The organism is Pseudomonas sp. ES3-33 (assembly GCF_000952175.1).
GTDB classification, from domain to species: domain Bacteria; phylum Pseudomonadota; class Gammaproteobacteria; order Pseudomonadales; family Pseudomonadaceae; genus Aquipseudomonas; species Aquipseudomonas gregormendelii.
This window is the reverse complement of record NZ_JZRI01000050.1, coordinates 65,490-87,611: the sequence shown is the minus strand read 5'-3', so window position 1 is coordinate 87,611 and position 22,122 is coordinate 65,490. Positions and strand designations below refer to the sequence as shown.

The 22,122-nt window shown below is 61.5% G+C and carries 23 protein-coding genes and 1 pseudogene; all 24 read right to left on the bottom strand.

All coding sequences use genetic code 11. The features are described 5' to 3' along the window. Window positions 1-102: 102 nt before the first annotated feature. The 24 genes and pseudogenes from flhB to fliD all read right to left on the bottom strand — a co-directional run bounded on the left by flhB (window position 103) and on the right by fliD (window position 22,115). Window positions 103-1,242 (bottom strand): flagellar biosynthesis protein FlhB, encoded by a 1,140-nt coding sequence (gene flhB, locus UB23_RS08525; RefSeq protein WP_045058903.1) that lies wholly within the window; start codon window positions 1,240-1,242, stop codon window positions 103-105. A gap of 3 nt (window positions 1,243-1,245) precedes the next feature. Next, complete coding sequence (gene fliR, locus UB23_RS08520) at window positions 1,246-2,031, bottom strand: flagellar biosynthetic protein FliR (protein ID WP_045058902.1); 786 nt, start codon at window positions 2,029-2,031, stop codon at window positions 1,246-1,248. A gap of 3 nt (window positions 2,032-2,034) precedes the next feature. Further along, window positions 2,035-2,304: a flagellar biosynthesis protein FliQ gene (fliQ, locus tag UB23_RS08515; RefSeq protein WP_007948918.1), complete on the bottom strand. Its 270-nt coding sequence runs from the start codon at window positions 2,302-2,304 to the stop codon at window positions 2,035-2,037. Further along, a complete protein-coding gene (fliP, locus tag UB23_RS08510) occupies window positions 2,301-3,059 on the bottom strand; it encodes a flagellar type III secretion system pore protein FliP (RefSeq protein ID WP_045058901.1) in 759 nt (252 codons plus the stop codon). Before fliP ends, fliQ begins: the two co-directional genes overlap by 4 nt. Then, window positions 3,059-3,499 (bottom strand): flagellar biosynthetic protein FliO, encoded by a 441-nt coding sequence (gene fliO, locus UB23_RS08505; RefSeq protein WP_045058900.1) that lies wholly within the window; start codon window positions 3,497-3,499, stop codon window positions 3,059-3,061. The genes fliP and fliO overlap by 1 nt, the downstream gene beginning before the upstream one ends. After that, entirely contained in the window at window positions 3,500-3,958 is a 459-nt protein-coding gene (gene fliN, locus UB23_RS08500) for a flagellar motor switch protein FliN (protein ID WP_045058899.1), read from the bottom strand. A gap of 66 nt (window positions 3,959-4,024) precedes the next feature. Next, window positions 4,025-4,993, bottom strand: coding sequence for a flagellar motor switch protein FliM (gene fliM / locus UB23_RS08495; RefSeq protein WP_045058898.1), 969 nt, complete (start codon window positions 4,991-4,993; stop codon window positions 4,025-4,027). A 9-nt stretch (window positions 4,994-5,002) separates the two neighbouring features. Next, a complete protein-coding gene (gene fliL, locus UB23_RS08490) occupies window positions 5,003-5,503 on the bottom strand; it encodes a flagellar basal body-associated protein FliL (RefSeq protein ID WP_045058897.1) in 501 nt (166 codons plus the stop codon). A 194-nt stretch (window positions 5,504-5,697) separates the two neighbouring features. Next, on the bottom strand, window positions 5,698-6,981 hold the full coding sequence (locus UB23_RS08485; RefSeq protein WP_045058896.1) for a flagellar hook-length control protein FliK: 1,284 nt from the start codon (window positions 6,979-6,981) through the stop codon (window positions 5,698-5,700). Between the two features lie 82 nt (window positions 6,982-7,063). Further along, a complete protein-coding gene (locus UB23_RS08480) occupies window positions 7,064-7,435 on the bottom strand; it encodes an Hpt domain-containing protein (RefSeq protein WP_045058895.1) in 372 nt (123 codons plus the stop codon). 31 nt (window positions 7,436-7,466) lie between these two features. Beyond that, window positions 7,467-9,182 carry an ATP-binding SpoIIE family protein phosphatase gene (locus UB23_RS08475; RefSeq protein WP_152644257.1) on the bottom strand — a complete coding sequence of 572 codons (1,716 nt, stop codon included), beginning with the start codon at window positions 9,180-9,182 and terminating at the stop codon, window positions 7,467-7,469. Continuing rightward, a complete protein-coding gene (locus UB23_RS08470) occupies window positions 9,179-9,478 on the bottom strand; it encodes an STAS domain-containing protein (RefSeq protein ID WP_045058894.1) in 300 nt (99 codons plus the stop codon). The genes UB23_RS08475 and UB23_RS08470 overlap by 4 nt, the downstream gene beginning before the upstream one ends. 85 nt (window positions 9,479-9,563) lie before the next feature. After that, window positions 9,564-10,013, bottom strand: coding sequence for a flagellar export protein FliJ (gene fliJ, locus UB23_RS08465; protein ID WP_045058893.1), 450 nt, complete (start codon window positions 10,011-10,013; stop codon window positions 9,564-9,566). Window positions 10,014-10,019: 6 nt separating this feature from the next. Beyond that, window positions 10,020-11,378 carry a flagellar protein export ATPase FliI gene (fliI, locus tag UB23_RS08460; protein ID WP_045058892.1) on the bottom strand — a complete coding sequence of 453 codons (1,359 nt, stop codon included), beginning with the start codon at window positions 11,376-11,378 and terminating at the stop codon, window positions 10,020-10,022. Beyond that, the gene (gene fliH / locus UB23_RS08455; protein WP_045058891.1) at window positions 11,368-12,168 is read right to left on the bottom strand and encodes a flagellar assembly protein FliH; all 801 of its coding nucleotides are present in this window, start codon (window positions 12,166-12,168) and stop codon (window positions 11,368-11,370) included. The genes fliI and fliH overlap by 11 nt, the downstream gene beginning before the upstream one ends. Window positions 12,169-12,175: 7 nt before the next feature. Then, entirely contained in the window at window positions 12,176-13,195 is a 1,020-nt protein-coding gene (gene fliG, locus UB23_RS08450; protein WP_045058890.1) for a flagellar motor switch protein FliG, read from the bottom strand. Continuing rightward, on the bottom strand, window positions 13,188-14,975 hold the full coding sequence (gene fliF / locus UB23_RS08445) for a flagellar basal-body MS-ring/collar protein FliF (protein ID WP_045058889.1): 1,788 nt from the start codon (window positions 14,973-14,975) through the stop codon (window positions 13,188-13,190). Before fliF ends, fliG begins: the two co-directional genes overlap by 8 nt. A gap of 15 nt (window positions 14,976-14,990) precedes the next feature. Continuing rightward, window positions 14,991-15,320 (bottom strand): flagellar hook-basal body complex protein FliE, encoded by a 330-nt coding sequence (fliE, locus tag UB23_RS08440; protein WP_045058888.1) that lies wholly within the window; start codon window positions 15,318-15,320, stop codon window positions 14,991-14,993. 115 nt (window positions 15,321-15,435) lie between these two features. Next, window positions 15,436-16,809, bottom strand: a complete 1,374-nt coding sequence (locus UB23_RS08435) for a sigma-54-dependent transcriptional regulator (protein ID WP_045058887.1) — start codon at window positions 16,807-16,809, stop codon at window positions 15,436-15,438. A gap of 125 nt (window positions 16,810-16,934) precedes the next feature. Beyond that, window positions 16,935-18,101, bottom strand: a pseudogene (locus UB23_RS08430) (sensor histidine kinase); the annotation flags it as partial. 128 nt (window positions 18,102-18,229) lie between these two features. Next, on the bottom strand, window positions 18,230-19,705 hold the full coding sequence (locus UB23_RS08425) for a sigma-54 dependent transcriptional regulator (protein WP_045058886.1): 1,476 nt from the start codon (window positions 19,703-19,705) through the stop codon (window positions 18,230-18,232). Between the two features lie 173 nt (window positions 19,706-19,878). Next, window positions 19,879-20,175 carry a flagellar protein FliT gene (fliT, locus tag UB23_RS08420; protein WP_045058885.1) on the bottom strand — a complete coding sequence of 99 codons (297 nt, stop codon included), beginning with the start codon at window positions 20,173-20,175 and terminating at the stop codon, window positions 19,879-19,881. A gap of 33 nt (window positions 20,176-20,208) precedes the next feature. Further along, on the bottom strand, window positions 20,209-20,589 hold the full coding sequence (gene fliS / locus UB23_RS08415) for a flagellar export chaperone FliS (RefSeq protein ID WP_045058884.1): 381 nt from the start codon (window positions 20,587-20,589) through the stop codon (window positions 20,209-20,211). Window positions 20,590-20,741: 152 nt separating this feature from the next. Continuing rightward, a complete protein-coding gene (gene fliD, locus UB23_RS08410; protein WP_045058883.1) occupies window positions 20,742-22,115 on the bottom strand; it encodes a flagellar filament capping protein FliD in 1,374 nt (457 codons plus the stop codon). Window positions 22,116-22,122: the final 7 nt, after the last annotated feature.

Here is a 22,122-nt window from a genome sequence, read left to right as displayed (position 1 = left end):
CGGGCCTCATCACGGGCAAGCCCGCTCCCACAGGTTGTGTGTCGACGGGTGATTTGGCGGTTGTTCCTGCTCCTGTCGGGGCCGGCATTACCCGCACACAACTCAAGAATCGCGCCGCAGGTCCGGCGGAATCGGCAAGTCATCCTTGAGCGGGTCCGGGCGCTTGCCCCTGCCTGCCTTGTATTGGCGAATCTGATAGACATACGCCAGTACCTGGGCAACGGCCAGGTACAAGCCACCGGGTATTTCCTGGTCCAACTCCGTGGAGTAGTAGATCGACCGCGCCAACGCCGGCGATTCCAGCAGCAGCACATTATTCGCCACGGCAATTTCACGCATCTTCAATGCCAGGAAATCGCTGCCCTTGGCCACCAGCATCGGCGCCCCGCCCTTGTCCGGGTCGTACTTGAGCGCCACGGCGTAGTGAGTCGGGTTGGTGATGACCACGTCGGCATCAGGAATGGCCGCCATCATCCGACGCTGGGACATGTCGCGCTGCAGTTGCCGAATGCGCTGCTTGACCTCCGGTCGCCCTTCCTGGTCCTTGTGCTCGTCGCGCACCTCCTGCTTGGTCATCTTCAGTTTCTTGGCGCTTTCCCACAGCTGCACCGGCACGTCCACGGCGGCGATGATGATCAGGCCGCAAGCCATCCACAACGAGCTCCAGCCGACCACCTGCAGGCTGTGGATGATCGCCATGTCCAGCGGTTCGTGGGCGATGCGCAAGAGGTCGTCGATGTCCGAGGACAACACGGCCAGGGCCACGAACAGGATGATGAAGAACTTGGCCAGGGCCTTGAGCAGCTCTACCACGGCCTTCGACGAGAACATGCGCTTGAGCCCGGCGCCGGGGTTCATGCGGCTGAACTTGGGCGCCATGGTGCCGGCGGAGAACAGCCAGCCGCCCAGGGAAATCGGGCCGATCAGGGCCGCGAGCAACAGCGTGATCATGACCGGCTGGATGGCCAGCAAGGCAATCAGCCCTGAATGCAGGAGGAAGGCCCCCATGGACCGCTGGTCGAGGATGACTTCGCGCGACAGCGAGAAATTCATGCGCATCAGGTCCATCATTTCCTGGGCGAGCGCCCCGCCGAAGATCAGCAGCGCGGCCGAACCGGCGAGCATGATGGCCAGGGTGTTGAGCTCTTTGGAACGGGCGATCTCGCCCTTCTCCCGGGCGTCCTTTTTCTTTTTCTCCGTGGGGTCTTCTGTCTTGTCCTGACCGCTCTCGCTCTCTGCCATGGCTCAGCGCGCCCGTGCCAGTTCGCGCAACCACTGCAGGGCCTCGGAGGCCAGTGGTTGATACTGATTGATGATGTCGGCGAGCCCGACCCAGACGATGAACAGCCCGAGCACCAGGGTCAGCGGGAAGCCGATGGAGAAGATGTTGAGCTGCGGCGCGGCCCGGGTCATCACGCCAAACGCGATGTTGACCACCAGCAGCGCCGTGATCGCCGGCAATACCAGCAGCAATGCGGCCCCCAGGACCCAGCCCAGCTTGCCCGCCAGCTCCCAGAAATGGGTGACCATCAGGCCACTGCCGACGGGCAAGGTGGTGAAGCTTTCGGTGAGGATTTCGAACACCACCAGATGGCCGTTCATGGACAGGAACAGCAGCGTGACCAGCATGGTGAAGAACTGCCCGATCACCGCCACCGAGACGCCGTTGGTGGGGTCGACCATCGAGGCGAAGCCCATGCCCATCTGAATCGAGACGATCTGCCCGGCGACCACGAATGCCTGGAAAAACAGCTGCAAGGCAAAGCCCAGGATCGCCCCGATGAGAATCTGCTCGGCGATCAGCAGCAGGCCACTGAGGTCCAGCGCATTCACCGGCGGCATCGGCGGCAGGCCCGGGACGATCACCACGGTAATGGCCAGCGTGAAGTACAGGCGCACGCGAGTGGGCACCAGGGTCGTGCCGACAATGGGCATAACCATCAGCAGCGCGCCGACGCGAAACAACGGCAACATGAAGGTCGCCACCCAGGTGCTGATCTGGGTATCGGTCAGTTGCAGCAGCGACTGCATGGCTTAGCCAATGACCTGGGGAATACTGCCGTACAGCTGCAGGATGTATTCCATGAAGGTCTGCACCAGCCACGGCCCGGCAACGATCAGCGTGACCAGCATCACCAGCAGTCGCGGCAGGAAGCTCAACGTTTGTTCGTTGATCTGGGTCGCTGCCTGGAACATCGCCACCAGCAACCCCACCAGCAAGCTCGGGATCACCAGCACGGCCACCATCATGGTGGTCAGCCACAGCGCCTCGCGGAAGATGTCTACCGCTACTTCCGGCGTCATGGCGACACACCGCCGAAGCTGCTGGCGAGCGTGCCGATGATCAGTGCCCAGCCATCTACCAGCACGAACAGCATGATCTTGAACGGCAGGGAAATAATCAGCGGCGACAGCATCATCATACCCATGGCCATCAGCACACTGGCCACGACCAGGTCGATGATCAGGAACGGAATGAAGATCATAAAGCCGATCTGGAACGCGGTCTTGAGCTCGGAGGTGACGAATGCCGGCACCAGAATAGTCAGCGGGGCCTGATCCGGGGTGGCGATGTCGGTGCGCTTGGACAGGCGCATGAACAGCTCAAGGTCGCTGCTGCGGGTCTGCGCCAGCATGAAGTCCTTGATCGGCACCTGGGCCTTGGCCACGGCATCCTGGGCGGTCAGTTTCTCGGCCAGGTACGGCTGCAGGGCATCCTGGTTAACCCGGTCGAACACCGGCGCCATGATGAACAGGGTCAGGAACAGCGCCATGCCCGTGAGGATCTGGTTCGACGGCGTCTGCTGCAGGCCCAGGGCCTGGCGCAGGATCGAGAAGACGATGATGATCCGGGTGAAGCTGGTCATCAGCATGACAAACGCCGGGATGAAACTCAGCGCCGTCATGATCAGCAGGATCTGCAGGCTGACCGAGTACTCCTGGGCGCCGTCGGCATTGGTGCCGAGCGTGATGGCCGGGATCGACAACGGATCGGCGGCCAATGCCAGTGGTGCAGCCAGCAGCAAGGCCAGCGTCAAGACGATGCGTAGCGCACCCATTACTTCTTATCCTTCTGGTCCTTGCCCATCAGCTCCATCAGGCGCAGGGCGAACTCCGGGGTGGCTTTTTCCGAACTGGCCGGCACCTGCACCGGCTCCTTGAGCACATGCAAGGCGGTGATGCTGCCAGGGCTCAGGCCGAGCAGGATCTGCTCATTGCCAACCTGCACCAGCATCAAGCGATCACGCGGACCGAGTGCGCGCGAACCGATCAGTTCGATCACCTGGCCTTTGCCGGCAGGGCCTGCCTGCTGCACCCGGCGCAGCAACCAGGCGAGGAAGAAGATCAACCCCAGCACCAGCAGCAAGCCGAACACCAACTGCGTCAATTGCCCCGCCACCCCACTGCTCACCGCCGGCGTCGCGGCAGCCGTGGCCACCGGTTCGGCCGCCAGGACGCTCAAGGGCAATGCCAACAAAAAACCCAGGACCCTGTTCACTCAGCGCAGCTTCTTGATGCGTTCGCTTGGGCTGATCACGTCCGTCAGGCGGATGCCGAACTTCTCGTTGACCACCACCACTTCGCCATGGGCGATGAGCGTGCCATTGACCAGCACGTCCAGCGGCTCACCGGCCAGGCGATCGAGTTCGATCACCGAGCCCTGGTTGAGCTGCAGCAGGTTGCGAATATTGATATCGGTGCTGCCCACTTCCATGGAAATCGACACCGGAATATCGAGGATCACGTCCAGGTTCGGACCGTCCAGGGTCACTTGCTCGTGGTTTTTCGGCGAGGCGCCGAACTCTTCCATTTGCAGGCGATTGGACGGCGAGCTGCCGGAATCAGCAGCCAGCAGCGCGTCAATCTCGTCCTGCGAAGCATCACCGGATTCTTCCAGGGCCGCAGCCCATTCATCAGCCAGTGCCTGGTCGTCCTGGGAATTCATATCGCTAGCCATCATGTGTCCTCGGCGAGCGCCCATCTCGGATGGACGCCGTCAGTTAAAAACGAATAAAGACGCCGATCACCGGCGCTCGATCGGCTCGATCACCTGCAACGCGAGGTTGCCTTTGTGCGAGCCCATCTTGACCTTGAACGCAGGCACGCCATTGGCGCGCATGATCATTGTTTCCGGCATGTCCACCGGAATGATGTCCCCCGGCTGCATGTGCAGGATGTCCCGCAGGCGCAGTTGACGGCGGGCAACAGTGGCACCAATCGGCACGTCGACGTCCAGCACGTCCTGGCGCAGGGCGTTGACCCAGCGCTCGTCCTGATCGTCGAGGTCCGACTGGAAGCCGGCATCGAGCATCTCGCGCACCGGCTCGATCATCGAGTACGGCATGGTGATGTGCAGGTCGCCGCCACCGCCATCGAGTTCGATATGGAAAGTCGACACCACAATCGCCTCGCTCGGGCCGACGATGTTGGCCATGGCCGGGTTCACTTCCGAGTTGATGTACTCGAAGTTGACTTCCATGATTGCCTGCCAGGCCTCCTTCAAATCGATGAAGGCCTGCTCCAGCACCATGCGCACCACGCGCAGCTCGGTCGGAGTGAATTCGCGACCTTCAATCTTGGCGTGGCGACCGTCGCCGCCGAAGAAGTTGTCCACCAGCTTGAACACCAGCTTGGCGTCGAGAATGAACAAGGCAGTGCCGCGCAACGGTTTGATCTTGACCAGGTTGAGACTGGTCGGCACGTACAGCGAGTGCACGTATTCGCCGAACTTCATCACCTGCACGCCACCGACCGCCACGTCTGCCGAGCGGCGCAGCAAGTTGAACATGCTGATGCGGGTGTACCGCGCGAAACGCTCGTTGATCATTTCCAGGGTCGGCATGCGTCCACGGACGATGCGATCCTGGCTGGTCAGGTCGTAGCTTTTGACAGCACCGGGTTCAGAGGTGTTGTCGGTCTGTACCAGACCGTCGTCGACGCCATGCAACAGCGCATCGATCTCATCCTGGGACAGCAGGTCCTGCACGGCCATGTCGTGTTCCTACTGCAGTACGAAATTAGTGAAGAGCAACTGCTCGATGGCGACCTTGCCGAGTTCTTTCTGCGCCACTTCCTGGACGCTGGCGGTGGCCTTCTGACGCAGCATTTCCTGACCGACCGGCGAGGCCAGGGTGGCGAAGTCCTGCCCGGAGAACAGCATCACCAGGTTGTTGCGGATGACCGGCATGTGCACCTTGAGCGCTTCCATGTCAGCCTGGTTGCGACCCATCATGGTGATGCTCACCTGCATGTAGCGCTGGCGGCCGTTCTGGTTGTAGTTGGAAACGAACGCCGGCAGCAAAGGCTCGAAGACCGCCGCCTGCTTGCCCGCCACGGCGGTTTCGGCAACGACGGCAGGCTTGCTTTCGGGGCTGTGCATGAAGAACCAGGTCGCCCCCACGGACACGCCGATCGCCAGCAGCAACGCCACCACGACCAGGATGATCAGCTTGAGTTTGCCTTTGGTTGCAGGGTCTTTTACTGCTGCGTCGCTCTTCGCCATGCCAATAATCCGTCACTATTCGGGGTTTCACAGTTGCACGGGAAGGCAAGAGCAAGTGTTATGCCATGTAGGAAAAATTGAGTGGGGATGGAAGCGCAAAAGATCGCAGCCTGCGGCAGCCCCTGCAGGGTGTACACCATCCCACTGTAGGAGCTGCCGCAGGCTGCGATCTTTTGAAAGGGCACCGCCCAATTTCAGACGTAATAGTCGACTGCACTGGAGCCGATCACGCTGGTGGGTGCGGCCACTTGCGCAACCGCCGGGGCGAGGTCTTCATCCATGGCATCCAGACGACCGCCACCGGCTTCTGCGCGCCCAGCCTGACTCTGCTGGGCCTGTTGCTGATCCTGGCCCCGGGACTGGTCGGAGACATTGACGTCGACCTGCCCCATGCCCTGCTGCACGAACATCTCGCGCAGCCGGTGCATTTGCCCGTCCAGCGCTTCGCGAACGCCGGGATGGGCGCTCATGAAGGTCACCTGGGTCTGCTGGTCAGGCACCATGTTCACCCGGATGTCCAGGCGGCCAAGCTCGGCCGGCTGCAACTGGATATCGGCCGCCTTGAGGTTGGCGCTGGAGAGATACATCACGCGGTTGACCACTTCTTCGGTCCAGCCGCTCTGGTGCATGGCGATCGGCTGGTTTACCGGGATCGCGTTGGCGGTCTTGGGGGTGGCCGCCTGGGTCAGTGCAGCCAGGCGGCTGGCGAAATCTTCGACGCGGGTGTCGCTGGTCGAGGCTTTCAAGTCCTTGAGGCCATCATCGATCAGGCCGCTGAAGGCCTTCTCTCCTCCCTGGCTGGTACTGTCCTTGCCGGCTTGCACGTCCAGCATATTGGCCAGGCCGGAGGCGAAATTCTGCGCCGAAGTCGGCTCGCCGTCTGCCTGGGCCGGGGAAGCCTTGGCTTGCGCCTGACTGGAAGCGGACACATGCCCGCTCTGCTCCAGGGCCATGCGCACGGCTGGAAGCGCATCGAGGGGGTCGGCTTCAGGATCGAAATCAGGGTCGGCAGCGACGGCTGCAGCCGCCAGTGCTGCGGCTGTAGCGGGGTCGAGCGCAGGCTCGGTGGCGGCCACAGGGGCGGCGGGCTGCGACTCAACCACGGGCGCAGTTGCAGTTGCAGGGTCAGCCGCAACCGTTGTGTCGCCGGTCTCGCCACTGGCGACCTTATCGTCGACCTGCGCCGGTTTATCGGCGGGCAAGGATTTGCCGCTATCGGCAACTTGAGGTTTCGCGGCGGCAGACTTGTCGTTGCCCAAGTCCTTCTTTGCAGCGAAGTCAGGCGACTTATCGCGCACCGTCCGGGCAGCAGTGTCAAACCCGTCAGCAGGCCTGGTTCGCTCCTGCCGGGCATACACGTTAGCGAAGCTCGAGGCCTTGCCCGCCGGCTCGGCGGGCGACGCCAAGGGATTGGCGGATGCGGGTTGAGCCTTGGCCTTGGCGGCGGCCTGAAGCAGCAAATTCGGGGTAACGGGCATGGGACAGTCTCCGCCGCACTGTGGTCGATGATACAAGTGGGTGGATTACTGCAAAGGTCGAGCCAGGTTTGCTGAACTGACGCTAGACGGACCGCGTGATGTGACTGCCTGCGAGGGAGCGCTCGGCCTGATAGAGAGGAAGAACCAAGGCAAACTCGGAGCCGATCGCATGGACGAGTTTTTCCAGCTGGGCAGGTTCGGTGTTTCTGCCGTTTTTGGCGCGCTGCTCCAGCTCATTGCATAACTCTGCCAGGCGAACCGCCCCCATGTTGCTGCAACTGCCTTTAAAACTGTGGGCAGTTTCCATCAGCTGCGCGGCATCCTGCGTCCCGCGCAAGATAACCAACCGCTCTTCGGCGTCGGCAAGGAAGATATCCAGCAACATCGGATATTCATCTTCCATGACTTCCTGCAAGGCGCGCAAAACGTCGCGATTCAGATGTGGGGAATCCACTTGTTCACTCCTTGATCAAGAATGGGCAGGATTATGCCAGAGCCCCCCAGAAAAACTCCACGTGAGCACTGCGACCATCGTCGGACCACCGGGCATTACGCCCCAATTGTCGGACCAGGCTGATGCCACGTCCCGACAAACGGACACTGTCCAGCGGTCGCTCGATCACCCGCACCACATCAAATCCCTTGCCACTGTCTTCCACCCGAATGGTCAGGCAACCGCCCTCGCACTCCGGCACCACCTGCAGGTGCACGCGCACGTAACCTGCGTCCAGGGCATCCAGGCGCGTGTTGCGTTCCTGATAATAGCGGGCAAATCCCAGGGCATCGCGCTTGAGACTGGAATCGAGCCCGAGCACGCCGTGCTCCAGGGCATTGGAATACAGCTCCGCCAGCACACTGTACATCGCTCCGCTCTGGGCCCGCAGGCCGTGCACTTCGCTGAGCAGTTGCAGGAGGTAGGGCAGTGGATTGAAGCGCTTGAGCGAGTCGGCGCGAAATTCGAAGCTGACGGACCAGTCCAGCGGGCACGACTGCCCACTGTCGGAGTAGACCAGTGTCGGTGGGCGCATTTGCGCCGCGTCGATCAGGCTGACTTCGAGCAGACTGACATCGTCCCGGGCTTGCCCGCGAAAATCGCCCAATGCCTGCTCGATTTCCTGGAACAGTGCATCCGGCTGCCGGTTGGCGGCAAACACTTGCTGCAGGCGCTCCACTCCGAACAGCTGTTCGTTGGCATCGCAGGTGTCGATCACGCCATCGGACAACAGGAACACCCGATCACCCACCGCCATGGGCAGCACTTCGGTGCGATCGTCGAACGCCTGCGGGCTCAGCACCCCCAGCGGCAAATGCCTGGCCGGCAACGGCGTGCGCTCGCCAGTGGCGATCCGGTGCAGGTAGCCGTCGGGCATGCCGCCATTCCAGACTTCCACCGAGCGGCTCTGGAAGCTCAGGCGCAGCAACGTCGCGCAGCAGAACATGTCCACCGGCAGGATGCGCTTGAGCTTGGCGTTCATCTCGCGCAGGGTTTCCGAGAGCCCGTAACCCTTGGCAGTCATGCCGTAGAAGACCTCGGCCAGAGGCATGGCGCCAACGGCCGCAGGCAAGCCATGGCCGGTGAAGTCCCCCAGCAGCACGTGCATGTCACCCGCAGGGGTAAACGCGGCCAGCAGCAGATCGCCGTTGAACAACGCATACGGCGATTGCAGGTAGCGGATGTTGGGGGCGTTCAGGCATCCGGAATGCGCCACCTTGTCGAACACCGCCTTGGCCACGCGCTGCTCGTTGAGCAGGTATTCGTGGTGCCGGGCGATCTGGTCACGCTGCTCCAGCACCGTAGCCTGCAAGCGGCGCAAGCGGTCCATTGCCTTGATCTTGGCGGCGAGGATCACCTGGTTGTAGGGCTTCGCCAGAAAATCGTCACCGCCAGCCTCCAGGCAGCGTGCCAGGGCTTCGCTTTCAGTGAGCGAGGTCAGAAAGATGATGGGCACCAGGGTTTCCCCGGCCAGCGCCTTGATCTGTCGTGCGGCTTCGAAACCGTCCATCACCGGCATCATGGCGTCCATCAACACCAGCTGCGGGTGCTGCGAACGAAACGCTTCGACTGCCTCGGCGCCGTTGGCGGCGGTCAACACCGCATGGCCCTGGCGGCGGACGATGGTCGAGAGCAACAGGCGATCGGCCGCACTGTCCTCGGCGATCAGGATCGTCAGTGCTTCAAGCGGCGACTGCACCGAATTCAACTGATGTCGAACAGTTTGTCGAAATTGGAAATGGCGAGGATTTTCTTCACGTCGATGCTGCTGTTGACCACGCGAATGTCGGATTGGTCGCCGCCAGCGTGATCGCGCAGCAACAGCAGCATGCCCAAGGCGGAGCTGTCGAGGTAGGTGGCCTCCTTCAGATCCACCACCACAGCATTGAGATTCCTGTCCTCATAGGACTGGCGAAACTCCTGATGCTTGGCGAAATCGAAACGACCCTTGATCGATATCGTCAGTTTTTGCCCATCCGGGGAAACTTCTGAGACGACTGACATTGTTGGCTTCCTTGTCTTGGGGGAACTTGCTAGTACAAGGTGTAGCATTTGGTGGTGACAGGAGCAAGATCAAAAGGGGCGGAGATTAATAAGGGTTTTGCCGCGGCAGCCGCTGGGACAATTCATCCAGCAGCTTCTGCTCACGCTTGTCCTCCAGGCGGCGCGCCTCATCCATGTAGCGCAGCACCAGTTTGCGCAGCCCTTCCACTCGGGCATAGGCCTGCTGCCAGGTGTCGCGTGCCTTGTTCAGGTTGTTCTGGTGCCAGGCCAGGCTTTGCCGCTGCTGATCGATAGCAGTGCCCAGTTGCGCGAGAAACCCCTGATAGCCGAGCAACCACTGGCCGGACACCCCACTGCTGCCGCGCACGATCCATTGCTCCTGATAATCGAGACGGAAGGCTTCAAGGTCGGCGAGCTTGCTTTCGGCCAGGCGCACCTGGCCCTGAAAATGCCCAAGGCGCTGCACCGCGGCTTTCTCGACCTTCTCGGCCATGTCCACCACGGGCGCCAGGCGCGAAGCTCGACTCTGGGCCATGGCCGGTTAGCCGCCGGCCGCCGGGGCGAAGATCGAGCCAAGATAGGCTTCGCTCTCACCCAGGCTGATGTTGTCGTTCAAGCCCTGGCGCAGGTATTTGACCAGCTGCGGTTGCAGGGCAATCGCCAGGTCGGTCTCGCGGTCACCGCCGGCCACGTAGGCGCCGACGCTGATCAGGTCGCGACTCTGTTGATAACGCGACCACAGCTGCTTGAAGTATTGCGCCCGGGTCATGTGCTCCGGCGTCACCACCGACGGCATGACCCGGCTGATGGACGCCTCGATATCGATAGCGGGGTAGTGACCTTCCTCGGCCAGGCGCCGCGACAGCACGATGTGACCGTCGAGCACGCCCCGTGCGGAGTCGGCAATCGGGTCCTGCTGGTCATCGCCTTCGGACAGCACCGTATAAAACGCGGTGATCGAGCCCCCGCCCTTCTCCGCATTACCCGCGCGCTCGACCAGTTTCGGCAACTTGGCAAACACTGAAGGCGGGTAGCCCTTGGTCGCCGGCGGTTCGCCAATGGCCAGGGCGATTTCCCGCTGGGCCTGGGCGAATCGGGTCAGGGAATCCATGAGCAACAGGACATTCTTGCCCTTGTCGCGGAAATACTCGGCGATGCGCGTGCAGTACATCGCGGCACGCAGGCGCATCAACGGCGCATCGTCCGCCGGCGAAGCCACCACCACTGAACGCTTGAGCCCTTCCTCGCCAAGGATGTGCTCGATGAATTCCTTCACCTCCCGTCCGCGCTCGCCGATCAAGCCGACGACCACGATGTCGGCCTCGGTAAAGCGGGTCATCATGCCCAACAGCACACTCTTGCCCACGCCGGTACCGGCAAACAGACCCAGACGCTGGCCGCGCCCCACGGTCAACAATCCGTTGATCGAGCGGATGCCCACATCCAGCGGCTCGCTGATCGGCTCGCGCTTGAGCGGGTTGATCGTAGGGCCATCCATCGGCACCCAGTCCTCGGCTTTCATCCCGCCCTTGCCGTCCAGCGCACGACCGGCGCCGTCCAGTACCCGCCCGAGCATGCTCATGCCCATCGGCAAGCGACCGGCATCGGCCAGCGGCACCACCCGGGCGCCCGGCGCAATACCGGCGACGCTGCCCACCGGCATCAGGAACACCTTGTTGCCGGAGAAGCCCATGACTTCGGCTTCCACCTGCACTGGCTGGTAACTGTCGTCGTTGATGACCATGCAGCGGCTGCCCATGGCGGCGCGCAGGCCTTCGGCTTCGAGGGTCAGGCCGACCATGCGCAGCAGGCGGCCTTCCAGGATCGGGCCGCCGGTCAGTTGCGTGGCCTCGGCGTAACTGCCCAGGCGCTTGGCGAAGCTGGTGCGATCAAGGCGCATCAGGTTCGTCCGCCGCCGGGGCGACTGGCGGCGGATTGCGCCCAGACAGCTCCACGCTCAAGTCCGGGGCAGCAGGATGCAGGGCCTGTTCGTGAAGTTGATCGAACAGCTTGGCCATGACCCGCGCCAGGCGTGTTTCCACCGTGGCATCGATGCGACTGTGTTCGGTCTCGACCCGGCAACCACCGGGCAACAAGGTGTCGTCCTCGACGATGCGCCAGGTTTCTTCATGACGCTCGCGCAGGGCTTTGACCTGTTCAAAATCCTGCGGATTGATGTACAGCCGAACGTTCCCCACGCCCAGCGGCAAGAGCTTCAGGGCATCGCGCATGACGTGTTCAAGCTGGGTCGAATCGATCGCCAGTTCGCGCTGGATCACTTGTTTGGTGATGTGCTGCACCAGGTCGACTAAAGATTTTTCGATCTGGGTGTCCTGCTCGGCAATCGGTTCGAACAACTGACCCATGAGCTTTTCCAGCGCACCGACCTTGGCCGACAGCGCCGCTTCGGCTTCCTGGCGAACCTTGAGCGTCGTGCTGTGGAAACCCTCGCGCTCGCCCGTGGCGAAGCCTTCGTTGTAGGCCTCCTGGCGAATGCTCTCGAGTTCTTCGAGGGTCATTGGCTGGACCTCATCGAGCGGCACCTCCTCCATTTCCGGAGGCTCGGGCACAGGTTCCGGCTCGGGCGCGGGGACGTAGGGATCGAAACTGGGCAGGGACCAGATATCGACAGTGCTGACGTCCTTGGCACGGATCAGGTCAGTCTGGGACTCATCGTGTTTGGTCGACATGGTGACCTTAGATCATCTCTTCGCCGCCCTTCCCGCCGAGAACGATTTCTCCGGCTTCGGCCATACGGCGGGCGATGGTGAGGATTTCTTTCTGTGCGGTTTCCACGTCGCTGACGCGCACCGGGCCCTTGGCCTCGAGGTCGTCGCGCAACAGTTCGGCCGCTCGTTTGGACATGTTCTTGAAGATCTTCTCCTTGACGTTCTCGTCCGAACCCTTGAGGGCCAGCACCAGTACGTCGGAGGACACTTCGCGCAGCAACGCCTGGATGCCGCGGTCGTCGACATCGGCCAAGTTGTTGAACACGAACATCAGGTCTTCGATCTGACCGGACAGGTCTTCGTCGACTTCGCGGATCGAGTCCATCAACTGCCCTTCCATCGAGCTGTCGAGGAAGTTCATGATATCGGCTGCGCGCTTGATGCCACCGAGGTTGGTGCGCGAGGCGTTGGAGTTGCCGGAGAACTGCTTCTCGAGAATCTGGTTGAGTTCCTTCAGCGCCGCCGGCTGCACGGTGTTCAGCGAGGATACGCGCAGGATGATGTCCAGGCGAACCTTGTGGTCGAAATTGCCCAGCACTTCGCCAGCCTGGTCAGGGTCGAGGTACGCCACGACGATCGCCTGGATCTGTGGGTGCTCGTAGCGGATCACGTCGGCGACGGCGCGCGGTTCCATCCATTTCAGGCTGTCGAGGCCGCTGGTGTTGCCGCCCAGCAGGATCCGGTCAATCAGTCCGTTGGCCTTGTCTTCGCCCAGGGCCTGGGTGAGCATCTTGCGCACGTAGTCGTCAGAACCGACGCCCAGGCTGGTCTGGTCGCCGACGATGTCGACGAACTCGCTCATCACCTGCTCGACCTGCTCGCGGTGCACGTTGCCCATCTGCGCCATGGCCACGCCCACACGCTGGACCTCCTTGGGCCCCATGTGGCGCAACACCTGCGCAGCATCGGTAGAACCCAGGGACAGCAGCAGGATCGCGGCTTTGTCGACCTTGGACAGTTTGGCGGCAACGGCTCGGTTATCACTCATCTGCGTTAATCCACTCTTTCACGACCTGGGCCACACGGCCCGGATCTTCTGCCACCAGACTCTTGATTGCGTTCAACTGTGCATCATAGCCTTCGCTCGGGCTCGGCAGCAGGATGCTCTGCGGACCGCCAAGGCTGACGCGGTCGTTGGCCAGTTCGCCATCCAGGCCGCCCATGCCACCCAACTCGACGTCGCTGCCCATGCCGACCAGCTGCTTGCCTTTGCCGCCATTGGTGATGTTGTTGAGCACCGGGCGCAGCACACCAAACACCAGCACCAGGATGAACAACACGCCCAGCACTTGCTTGATCACGTCCCAGAACCACGGCTGGGAATAGAACGGCACATCGGCAATCACTTCGCTGCGCTCGGCGGAGAACGGCATGTTGATCACGCTCACACTGTCACCACGGCTGGCGTCGAAGCCGACCGCGTCCTGCACCAGACGGGTGAAGCGCGCCAATTCGTCGGCGGTCCACGGCGCGCGGCTGGTTTCACCGTTGGCCGGGTTGATCTTGACCTGATCGTCCACCACCACCGACACCGACAGGCGATTCAACCGCCCCTGCTGCTGCTTGGTGTGGCTGATGGAACGGTCGAGCTCGAAGTTCTTGGTGGACTGCTGCCGCTTGTCTGCCGGGTAAGGCGCCAGCATCGGCTGACCGGTGGCAGGGTCGATGATCTGTTGGCCGTTGGCGTCCAGCAGCGGCTGGCCGGGCTGCACCATGCCGGCAGAAGCGGTAGCGCCACCGGTGGTTGCAGGCGCGGACGCCGGCGATGGCGGTTGGTTGCTCAGGGCCCCCGGTACGCCTTGCGGACCATTGCTGGTGGTGCGTTGTTCGTTCACCGACTGCTCGCTACGCAACGCCGGCTGGTCCGGGTTGAACTGCTCGGAGGTCGATTCGACGGCGCTGAAATCCACGTCGGCGGACACTTCAGCCTTGTAGCGATCGTTACCCAGCACCGGTTGCAGGATGTTGTGCACGCGCTGGGTCAGCATGCTTTCCATGCGGCGGCTGTAATCGAATTGCTTGCCGGCCATGGTCAGCTCGGAATTTTCCGCCTGGTCCGATAGCAGGTTGCCTTTCTGGTCGACCACGGTGACCTGGGACTTGCTCAGCTCAGGCACGCTGGTCGCCACCAGGTTGATGATCGCCAGCACCTGGCCAGGCTCCAGGGAGCGGCCGGAGTACAGTTCGATCAGTACCGAGGCGCTCGGCTTGCGTTCGTCGCGCACGAACACCGAGCTTTTCGGAATGGCCAGGTGCACCCGGGCACCCTTGACGTTGTTCAGGCTGGAGATGGTGCGCGCCAGTTCGCCTTCGAGGCCGCGACGATAACGGGTGGCTTCCATGAACTGGCTGGTGCCCAGGCCCTGGTCCTTGTCGAGGATTTCAAAGCCGATATTGCCGTCGCTGGGAGTGACACCAGCGCCCGCGAGCTTGAGCCGCGCGCGGGACAGGTCTTCGGCCTTGACCAGCAAGGCGCCGGAATTGGGTTCGACGGAGTAGGCAATGTCAGCGGCCGCCAGGGTGTCCATCACTTGCTTGGCGTCCATTCCGGCGAGGCTGCCGTACAGCGGACGGTAATCCGGTTGCTGGGACCACAGAACCACGGCAAAGCCAATGGCCACGCTCGCTGCCAGCCCGACCAACAGGCCGACCTGACGCAACATGGTCATCTGGGAAAGGTTTTCCAGGAAGGACAAGCCGAACAGCGGCGGTTTGCCGTCTATTGCGCTGGCCTTGGCCGGAACGTTATCGCTGGCTGCTTCTGCCATGACTCAATATCGTCCTTAAACCGGCATCTGCATGATGTCTTGATACGCCTGGACCAGCTTGTTGCGCACCTGGGTGATGGCCTGGAACGACACGCCGGCTTTTTCCTTGGCGATCATCACGTCAGTCAGGTCGACACCGCTTTTACCGATCTCGAACGCGGTGGACAGCTGGCTGGACGCCTGCTGGGTTTCGTTCACTTTATTGACGGCCTGGCCGAGCATATCGGAGAAGCTGCTGCCCGGCAGTTGAGGCACGGCGGCAGTCGCTTTAGGCGCAGACATGGCGTCCATTTGCATGGCTCGCATATCCAGCATCAACCGATTAAATTCAATACCTTGGCTCATGTTCCACTCCCAATGACTACCCGCAATTTTTTGACGCTCACTCGGCGGGTATACAGGTGGTAGCAACAAGGGTGCCAGCTATGTGGGCACTGATCACAAATCAGGTTCTCTGGGATCAGGTGGCGAACAGGTAAGCTTCCACGTCCATCCCGGCATCGCGCATCTGCGCCAGTTTGTAGCGCAGGGTGCGCGGGCTGATGCCCAGGCGTTCGGCGGCTTCCTTGCGCCGGCCACGTTCGGTGCGCAGGGTGTCGATGATCATCTGGAACTCGCGTCGGCGCAGATCATCCCCCAGCGCCCCGGCGGACTCGGCCTCGACCAGGGGCAGCGGCGCCGCCAATGCCGGCAACGGCGCACAGGCAACCGGCCCGGCCAGGCAGAAATCCTGAGGCTGGATCAACCCGCCCTGCTGCAGGATCAACGCCCGCTGGATGGCGTTATCCAGCTCGCGCACATTCCCCGGCCACGGATAAGCGATCAGGCACGCCTGCGCTGCTGGCGAAAGCCTGGCCGCCGCATGCTTCATTTTATTGACGTGTTTGGCCAGCAGACGTTCAGCCAACGGCAGAATGTCGGCGGTCCGTTCGCGCAACGGGCGCCAGGCCAGCGGGAACACCGACAGTCGATAGTACAGATCCTCCCTGAAGCGCCCCGCCGCCACTTCCGCAGCCAGGTCGCGGTTAGTGGTGGCGACCACCCGGATATCCAGGGAAATCGGCTTGCGCGCACCCACCCGCTCGACCTCGCGTTCCTGTAACACCCGCAGGAGCTTGGCCTGCAACCCCATGGGCATCTCGGATATCTCGTCGAGCAGGATAGTGCCGCCATCCGCCTGCTCGAACTTGCCCGCCTGCGCGGCAATCGCGCCGGTGAACGAGCCCTTTTCGTGGCCAAACAACGTGGCCTCGAGCATGTTGTCGGGGATCGCCGCGCAGTTGATTGCAATAAACGGCTGGGTAGCCCGATGGGAGTGTTGATGGATGTAGCGCGCCAGCACTTCCTTGCCGGTTCCGGACTCGCCGGAAATCAGCACGGTGGAATCACTGCGGGCCACGCGAGCGGCCAGGTCCAGCAGCTGGGCGCTGGCCGGCTCGAACGCAATCGGCCCCTCGCCCTCGGCTGGGACACTGCCCAGGGCGTGCCGCGCCAGCAAATCGAGCAGCGCCTTGGGCTCGAACGGCTTGACCAGATAGTCCACCGCGCCCTGGCGCATGGCATCCACCGCACGCTCGACCGCACCGTGGGCCGTCATCAGCAACACAGGCAGCTGCGGCTGCCGCGCACGCAACAGGCTCAACAGTTGATGACCATCCATGCCCGGCATGTTGACGTCGCTGAGCACCAGGTTGAACGCATCCTTGGTGACGGCCGTCAGGGCCTCTTCTGCCGAGCCGACGGCGACGTAATCGTGCCCCGCGAGCAGCAGGGTATCGGCCAGCGCTTCGCGCAGAGCCCGGTCATCCTCGACCAGCAGAACCTTGATTGGCATTTGGGTTACTTCGCTCCCTGCTTGCGATGGACGTTTTCGATTGCGGCGGGGACCAGAGTCTCCGCGGTGCTCTCTCGTTTTTCGCGAGCGAGCTCGCTCCTGCAGGGGGGGTGTTCATTGGAAAACAGTGGCAGGATCACCTGCGCGCAAGTGCCGCGACCGGGTCGCGAGCGCAGCAGCAATTCTCCCTGATGCGCACGGGCGACTGCCTTGACCACGGTCAGGCCCAGGCCCGTTCCGGTGGCCTTGGTGGTGAAAAAAGGTTCGCCCAGACGCGCCAGCACCGCAGGATCGATGCCGCTGCCACTGTCGCTGATCGCCACCCGCAGGTGGTTGTCCCGGGCATAGAGATGCACCTTCAATCGCACGTCCGTGGCGCTGGCCTGGATGGCATTCTCGATCAGGTTGAGGATCGCCCCCACCAGGGTGTCGCGGTTGCACAGCAACTCACCGGCATGGCTGTCGCATTGCCAGCGAATCGGCAGACCCTGCACATGCGCCTGGGCCGCCGCCTGAAGCGACTGCATGAGCATTTTGGCGGTGATTCGGTCGGTCAGCGGCAGTTCGCCTCGGGCGAAAATCAGCATGTCGCGCACCTGATGCTCCAGCTCGTGCAGCCGCTCTTTCAAACGCCCGGCAAAGCGCTGCTGCGTGGCGACGGGCAGCGCCTGTTCGGTCAGGTGACTGGCGTAAAGCAAGGCGGCGGACAAGGGCGTGCGGATCTGATGCGCCAAAGACGCGACCATCCGCCCCAGGGACGAGAGGCGCTCATGCCGGGCCAACTGGTCCTGCAGGTGACGGGTTTCAGTCAGGTCGTTCAGCAGCACCAACTGGCCCGGCTCGGCATCCAGCGAGCGGGTCGAGATCGACAGGCGCCGACCGTCCTTGAGGGAAATTTCATGCCCATCGTCCTCACGCGGCGCAAAGCAGCGGGCAATCACCTGGCGCCACAACTCGCCTTCCAGAGGCAGGCCAAGTAACTCACAGGCCGCAGGATTGGCTTCGCGCACGATGCCCTGGGCGTCGATGACAATCACGCCACCGGGCAACAGATCAAGGAGGTTTTGCAGGCGGTTGGCCAGGCGTTCTTTTTCCGCCAGTTCCTGCATGCGCTGGGCGCTGACCACTTCCAGCTCGCCCTTGAGCTCGGTCACCCGGGCTTCGAGCATGCTGTAGGAGTCAGTCAACTGGCTCGACATTTGGTTGAACAGCGCAAACGACTGCTCAAGACCCAGCCGGCTGGCCTGCTCTACGGACGACAGTGGCCCCGAAGCATCAGGGACAGGAGACATCTGGGCGGCTTGGGGCATCGGGCACTCTCGCTTGGCTGACCGTCAGTTAAACGGAACGTTGCGAGGGATGTAGCAATACCCGTGCCTAAAAAAAACCGCCTATAAATGAATGACTTGAAAAACAGGCGTCAATCATCTGCCTGTTCATCACCATCACGCCGGCTCATGCCGTACTTGCGCATCTTCTCCACCAGGGTGGTTCGACGAATACGCAAGCGTTCAGCGGCGCGCGCCACGATGCCATTGGCATCATCCAGCGCCTGCTGGATCAGCCCTTGTTCCAGGCCACCGAGGTAGTCCTTGAGGTCCAGGCCTTCCGGCGGCAGCAGGGCATTGGCGGAAAAGTCCGGGGTATGGCCGTTGATGGCCACCCGCTCTTCCAGGTCGCTGCGCAGGCTGTCGACCAGTTGCTCGTCTTCGTCGTCGACGTAACGGAATTTCTTCGGCAGCTCGACCACGCCGATCACCCCGTACGGATGCATGATCGCCATGCGCTCCACCAGGTTGGCCAGCTCGCGGACGTTGCCCGGCCAGCCGTGACGACACAGCGACATGATCGCCGCCGAGTTGAAACGGATCGAACCGCGCTTCTCGTGCTCCATGCGCGAGATCAGTTCGTTCATCAGCAGCGGGATGTCTTCGACGCGCTCACGCAACGGCGCCATCTCGATCGGGAACACGTTCAGGCGATAGTAGAGGTCTTCGCGGAAGGTGCCGATCTCGATCATGCTTTCGAGGTTCTTGTGGGTCGCGGCAATGATGCGCACATCGGCGCTCTGGGTCTTGTTGCTACCCACGCGCTCAAAGGTGCGCTCCTGCAGCACGCGCAACAGCTTGACCTGCATCGGCAGCGGCATGTCGCCGATTTCGTCGAGGAACAGCGTGCCGCCATTGGCCAGTTCAAAGCGCCCGGCACGACTGGTGATCGCCCCGGTGAACGCGCCCTTCTCGTGGCCGAACAATTCGCTTTCCAGCAACTCGGCCGGGATCGCCCCGCAGTTGACCGGCACGAACGGCGCGTCACGACGCTTGGAGTGGTAGTGCAGGTTGCGCGCCACCACTTCCTTGCCGGTGCCCGACTCGCCAAGGATCAGCACGCTGGCGTCGGTGTCAGCCACCTGCTGCATCATCTGGCGCACATGCTGGATCGCCCGGCTGGTGCCGACGAGGCTGCGGAACAGATTGGGTTCGCGATGCCGACCGCGCTCGCGGGCCTGGTCGTACATCTCGCGATAGACCTGGGCACGGTGCAGGGAGTCGAGCAATTTGCTGTAGCTGGGCGGCATTTCCAGGGTCGACAGCACGCGTCGACGCTGGTCATCAGGCAAGTCGCTGGCAGAATTATCGCCCATCAACAAAACCGGAAGGAACTCATCCCAGGTTGAGAGTGTCTTAAGCAAGCCCAAAAGTGCACCAGGAGCATTGACCGTCCCGATAAGGACACAGATCACTTCACGACTAGACGATAGAGAGCCCACAGCCTGCTGCCAGTCATGGCTTCCGCAGGGCAAATTTTCTTCACCGAGAAAATTAAGAATCACCGCCAGGTCGCGGCGGCGGACGCTATCGTCATCAATCAGCAGAATTTTGGTTTCACGCCACATGCAATAGCAACTTCCCTAGTCAACTCGATGCCCGAAATGAGTGGGCAAGCTAGACGCTTGCAGACCTGTTAAGCCTATGAGACGCCTGAAATCAGTAAACAGCCACTAGTTAAGTCAAAAAACCGTGCATAGTCAAATATATGGCGCAGATGTCTGGATTAACTGGGGATTAATTAGCCAAACAGATGGTAAACCTTCGCCGCACTCTTCGCTTGGGTGATCTGCGACATCTCGTCTACTATCGCCTGACGCTCGCCCATCGTCGCCGTCAGTAAATCCTTGTACACCGCCAGCAGGCTTTCCAGATTGGTCCGCACGGCCTCCTCGTCGACCGGCGCTTCGCTGAGCACCTCGTCGACGCATTCCCGGCAGGCCGTATCCAGCTCGCCAATCGCATCCCAATCACGCTCGGCCAGCGCATCGATGAGCGCTTCGCGGGTTTGTTCAATCCGTTGCAATGCTTGACTCATGGCGTTGTTCCTCGAGAATTAAAGCGAAGACCATCAGGGCGCGATGGCATCCCATCCTTCCTTGATGTTGCTGAGCAACCCGGCGACCTCATCGAGAATGAGCGGATCGCTTTTGATGTTCGCCTCCGTCAGGCGACGCATCATGTAGTCGTAAAGACTGTCGAGATCTGCCAAAGGCGTTGGCGATTTCTCTGGGTCCAGCCCCTCACGCAAGCCACCGATGATCGCCACGGCCTTGCCGATGCACAGGCCCTTGCCAGCAGTATCGTTGCGCTCCAGCGCGCCCTTTGCCTGGGCAATACGATCAAGGCCGCCTTGCATCAGCATCTGCACCAGGCGGTGCGGGCTAGCCTCGGAAGTCTGCGCGTGCGAGTTAACGCTCTGATACTGGCGTAGGGCTCTCATAGGGTTCATGTTCGATTCCTTGAAAAACTGTAAACGGTCAATTATCTACCATGACTTTTTATCGACCCAAGCCGGCAGAACTTTAGTCTTGGAGCGGCGCGCCAGACAAAAAAACCCGGAGCGCCTGAGCACAGGAGTCCGGGTTGTCGGTCAGGCAATCATCAGTCGGCGTTGACTTTGTTCAGCGCGTTGAGCGTGGTCATGATGCTCTTGGAGCTCGCGTTCAACTGGGCAACCAGGGTATCCATCGCGGTGTACTTGGCGGTCAACGTGGTCTGCAAGGTCGCTATGCGGCGTGTCAGGCTTTCCTGATCGACCTTGAGCGAATCCAGGGATTCAGTCAGGCTGGTCTGGCGCTGAGCCAGGACTCCGTCGGATTTTGCAAACGCATCGGTCGCGCTGGTCATGCGACTGATCAGCCCAGTCTTGCCGGTAAACAGCTCGACAACCTGGGGACCAAACGCTTTCACGCCCTTGTCCCATTTGGCATCGTCAAGGGTCAACAACCCCGTACTTTTGTCAGTGTTGATGCCCAGTTGCGAGAGCATGCTCAGGCCGCTGTTGCCTGACCCAGCTTCAGCGGAAACCAGCTCATTGCGCACTGACGACACCAGGCTGCGCATGGTCGCATCACCGGTCAGGGCTCCAGCAGTCGTTGTCGCACCGCCAGTCGCGGTCGCCGTAGCAGTCACCTTGGTTTGTGTATTGATGGCAGTCATAAGCGCGTTGTAGGCCGAAACGAAAGCCTGGGCAGACGTTTTCAGCTGCGCGGTGCTGCTCGACACCGTAATCGTGGACTTGCCTGCTGTGATCAACTCCAGGTTAACACCGCTCACCACCGAGGAAATGGAGTTGGAAGCAGACTCCAATTTCACATTATCAAGTGTGTACTCGGCATTCTGCGGAACAGTGGTGACCACGTAATCCTTGGTCAGCTCCTCGGCACCGCTGAGGGTCAGCTCAGTACCTTTGCCGGTGGTGTTCGAACTCAAGACCAGACGAGACCCGTTGGCGTCGGTCAGAATGTTGGCACTGATGTTCTTCGATTTAAGCTGTTCGTTGATCGCGTCACGGGTTTCCTGCAGCGTGGCACCCGGCTCAATGATCACACCGTAATCATTACCCGATTGGGAAATGGTCAGGGTGGTTGCCTGCGTCCCGCTGTTCACTACGCTCGAAGCGCCACCGGCAAACACAGCCGTGGAGACCTTCGAGGCCGTGGCGAGCTTGGTCACTTCAAGTGCGTAGCTACCATTGGTAGCGGCATCGTTGACCGTGGTCTTGGCGATTTTCTCATCCGAAGACGCACCGGAAATGCTGCCGAATGCGGTGGCTGTATTGAGTTTGGCAATCGCTGCCCGGTAGGTGTCCAGCGCGCTCTTGATGATCGACAGACCCGACAGCGTGGTGCTGGTGGAAGCGGTCTGCTTGTCGATCTGGGCTTGTTTGGGCGCTTTTTCGGCTTCGACCAAAGCGGTGACAATTTTCTGGGTATCAATCCCTGACCCAATGCCACTGACGGTTGAACTTGCCATGTTTCTT

Bases quoted from the DNA above. Each gene is read 5' to 3' on its own strand.
- flhB (WP_045058903.1), bottom strand. From the start codon at position 1,242: ATGGCAGAGAGCGAGAGCGGTCAGGACAAGACAGAAGACCCCACGGAG.
- fliR (WP_045058902.1), bottom strand. From the start codon at position 2,031: ATGCAGTCGCTGCTGCAACTGACCGATACCCAGATCAGCACCTGGGTG.
- fliQ (WP_007948918.1), bottom strand. From the start codon at position 2,304: ATGACGCCGGAAGTAGCGGTAGACATCTTCCGCGAGGCGCTGTGGCTG.
- fliP (WP_045058901.1), bottom strand. From the start codon at position 3,059: ATGGGTGCGCTACGCATCGTCTTGACGCTGGCCTTGCTGCTGGCTGCA.
- fliN (WP_045058899.1), bottom strand. From the start codon at position 3,958: ATGGCTAGCGATATGAATTCCCAGGACGACCAGGCACTGGCTGATGAA.
- fliM (WP_045058898.1), bottom strand. From the start codon at position 4,993: ATGGCCGTGCAGGACCTGCTGTCCCAGGATGAGATCGATGCGCTGTTG.
- fliL (WP_045058897.1), bottom strand. From the start codon at position 5,503: ATGGCGAAGAGCGACGCAGCAGTAAAAGACCCTGCAACCAAAGGCAAA.
- UB23_RS08485 (WP_045058896.1), bottom strand. From the start codon at position 6,981: ATGCCCGTTACCCCGAATTTGCTGCTTCAGGCCGCCGCCAAGGCCAAG.
- UB23_RS08470 (WP_045058894.1), bottom strand. From the start codon at position 9,478: ATGTCAGTCGTCTCAGAAGTTTCCCCGGATGGGCAAAAACTGACGATA.
- fliJ (WP_045058893.1), bottom strand. From the start codon at position 10,013: ATGGCCCAGAGTCGAGCTTCGCGCCTGGCGCCCGTGGTGGACATGGCC.
- fliI (WP_045058892.1), bottom strand. From the start codon at position 11,378: ATGCGCCTTGATCGCACCAGCTTCGCCAAGCGCCTGGGCAGTTACGCC.
- fliH (WP_045058891.1), bottom strand. From the start codon at position 12,168: ATGTCGACCAAACACGATGAGTCCCAGACTGACCTGATCCGTGCCAAG.
- fliG (WP_045058890.1), bottom strand. From the start codon at position 13,195: ATGAGTGATAACCGAGCCGTTGCCGCCAAACTGTCCAAGGTCGACAAA.
- fliF (WP_045058889.1), bottom strand. From the start codon at position 14,975: ATGGCAGAAGCAGCCAGCGATAACGTTCCGGCCAAGGCCAGCGCAATA.
- fliE (WP_045058888.1), bottom strand. From the start codon at position 15,320: ATGAGCCAAGGTATTGAATTTAATCGGTTGATGCTGGATATGCGAGCC.
- UB23_RS08435 (WP_045058887.1), bottom strand. From the start codon at position 16,809: ATGCCAATCAAGGTTCTGCTGGTCGAGGATGACCGGGCTCTGCGCGAA.
- UB23_RS08425 (WP_045058886.1), bottom strand. From the start codon at position 19,705: ATGTGGCGTGAAACCAAAATTCTGCTGATTGATGACGATAGCGTCCGC.
- fliT (WP_045058885.1), bottom strand. From the start codon at position 20,175: ATGAGTCAAGCATTGCAACGGATTGAACAAACCCGCGAAGCGCTCATC.
- fliS (WP_045058884.1), bottom strand. From the start codon at position 20,589: ATGAACCCTATGAGAGCCCTACGCCAGTATCAGAGCGTTAACTCGCAC.
- fliD (WP_045058883.1), bottom strand. From the start codon at position 22,115: ATGGCAAGTTCAACCGTCAGTGGCATTGGGTCAGGGATTGATACCCAG.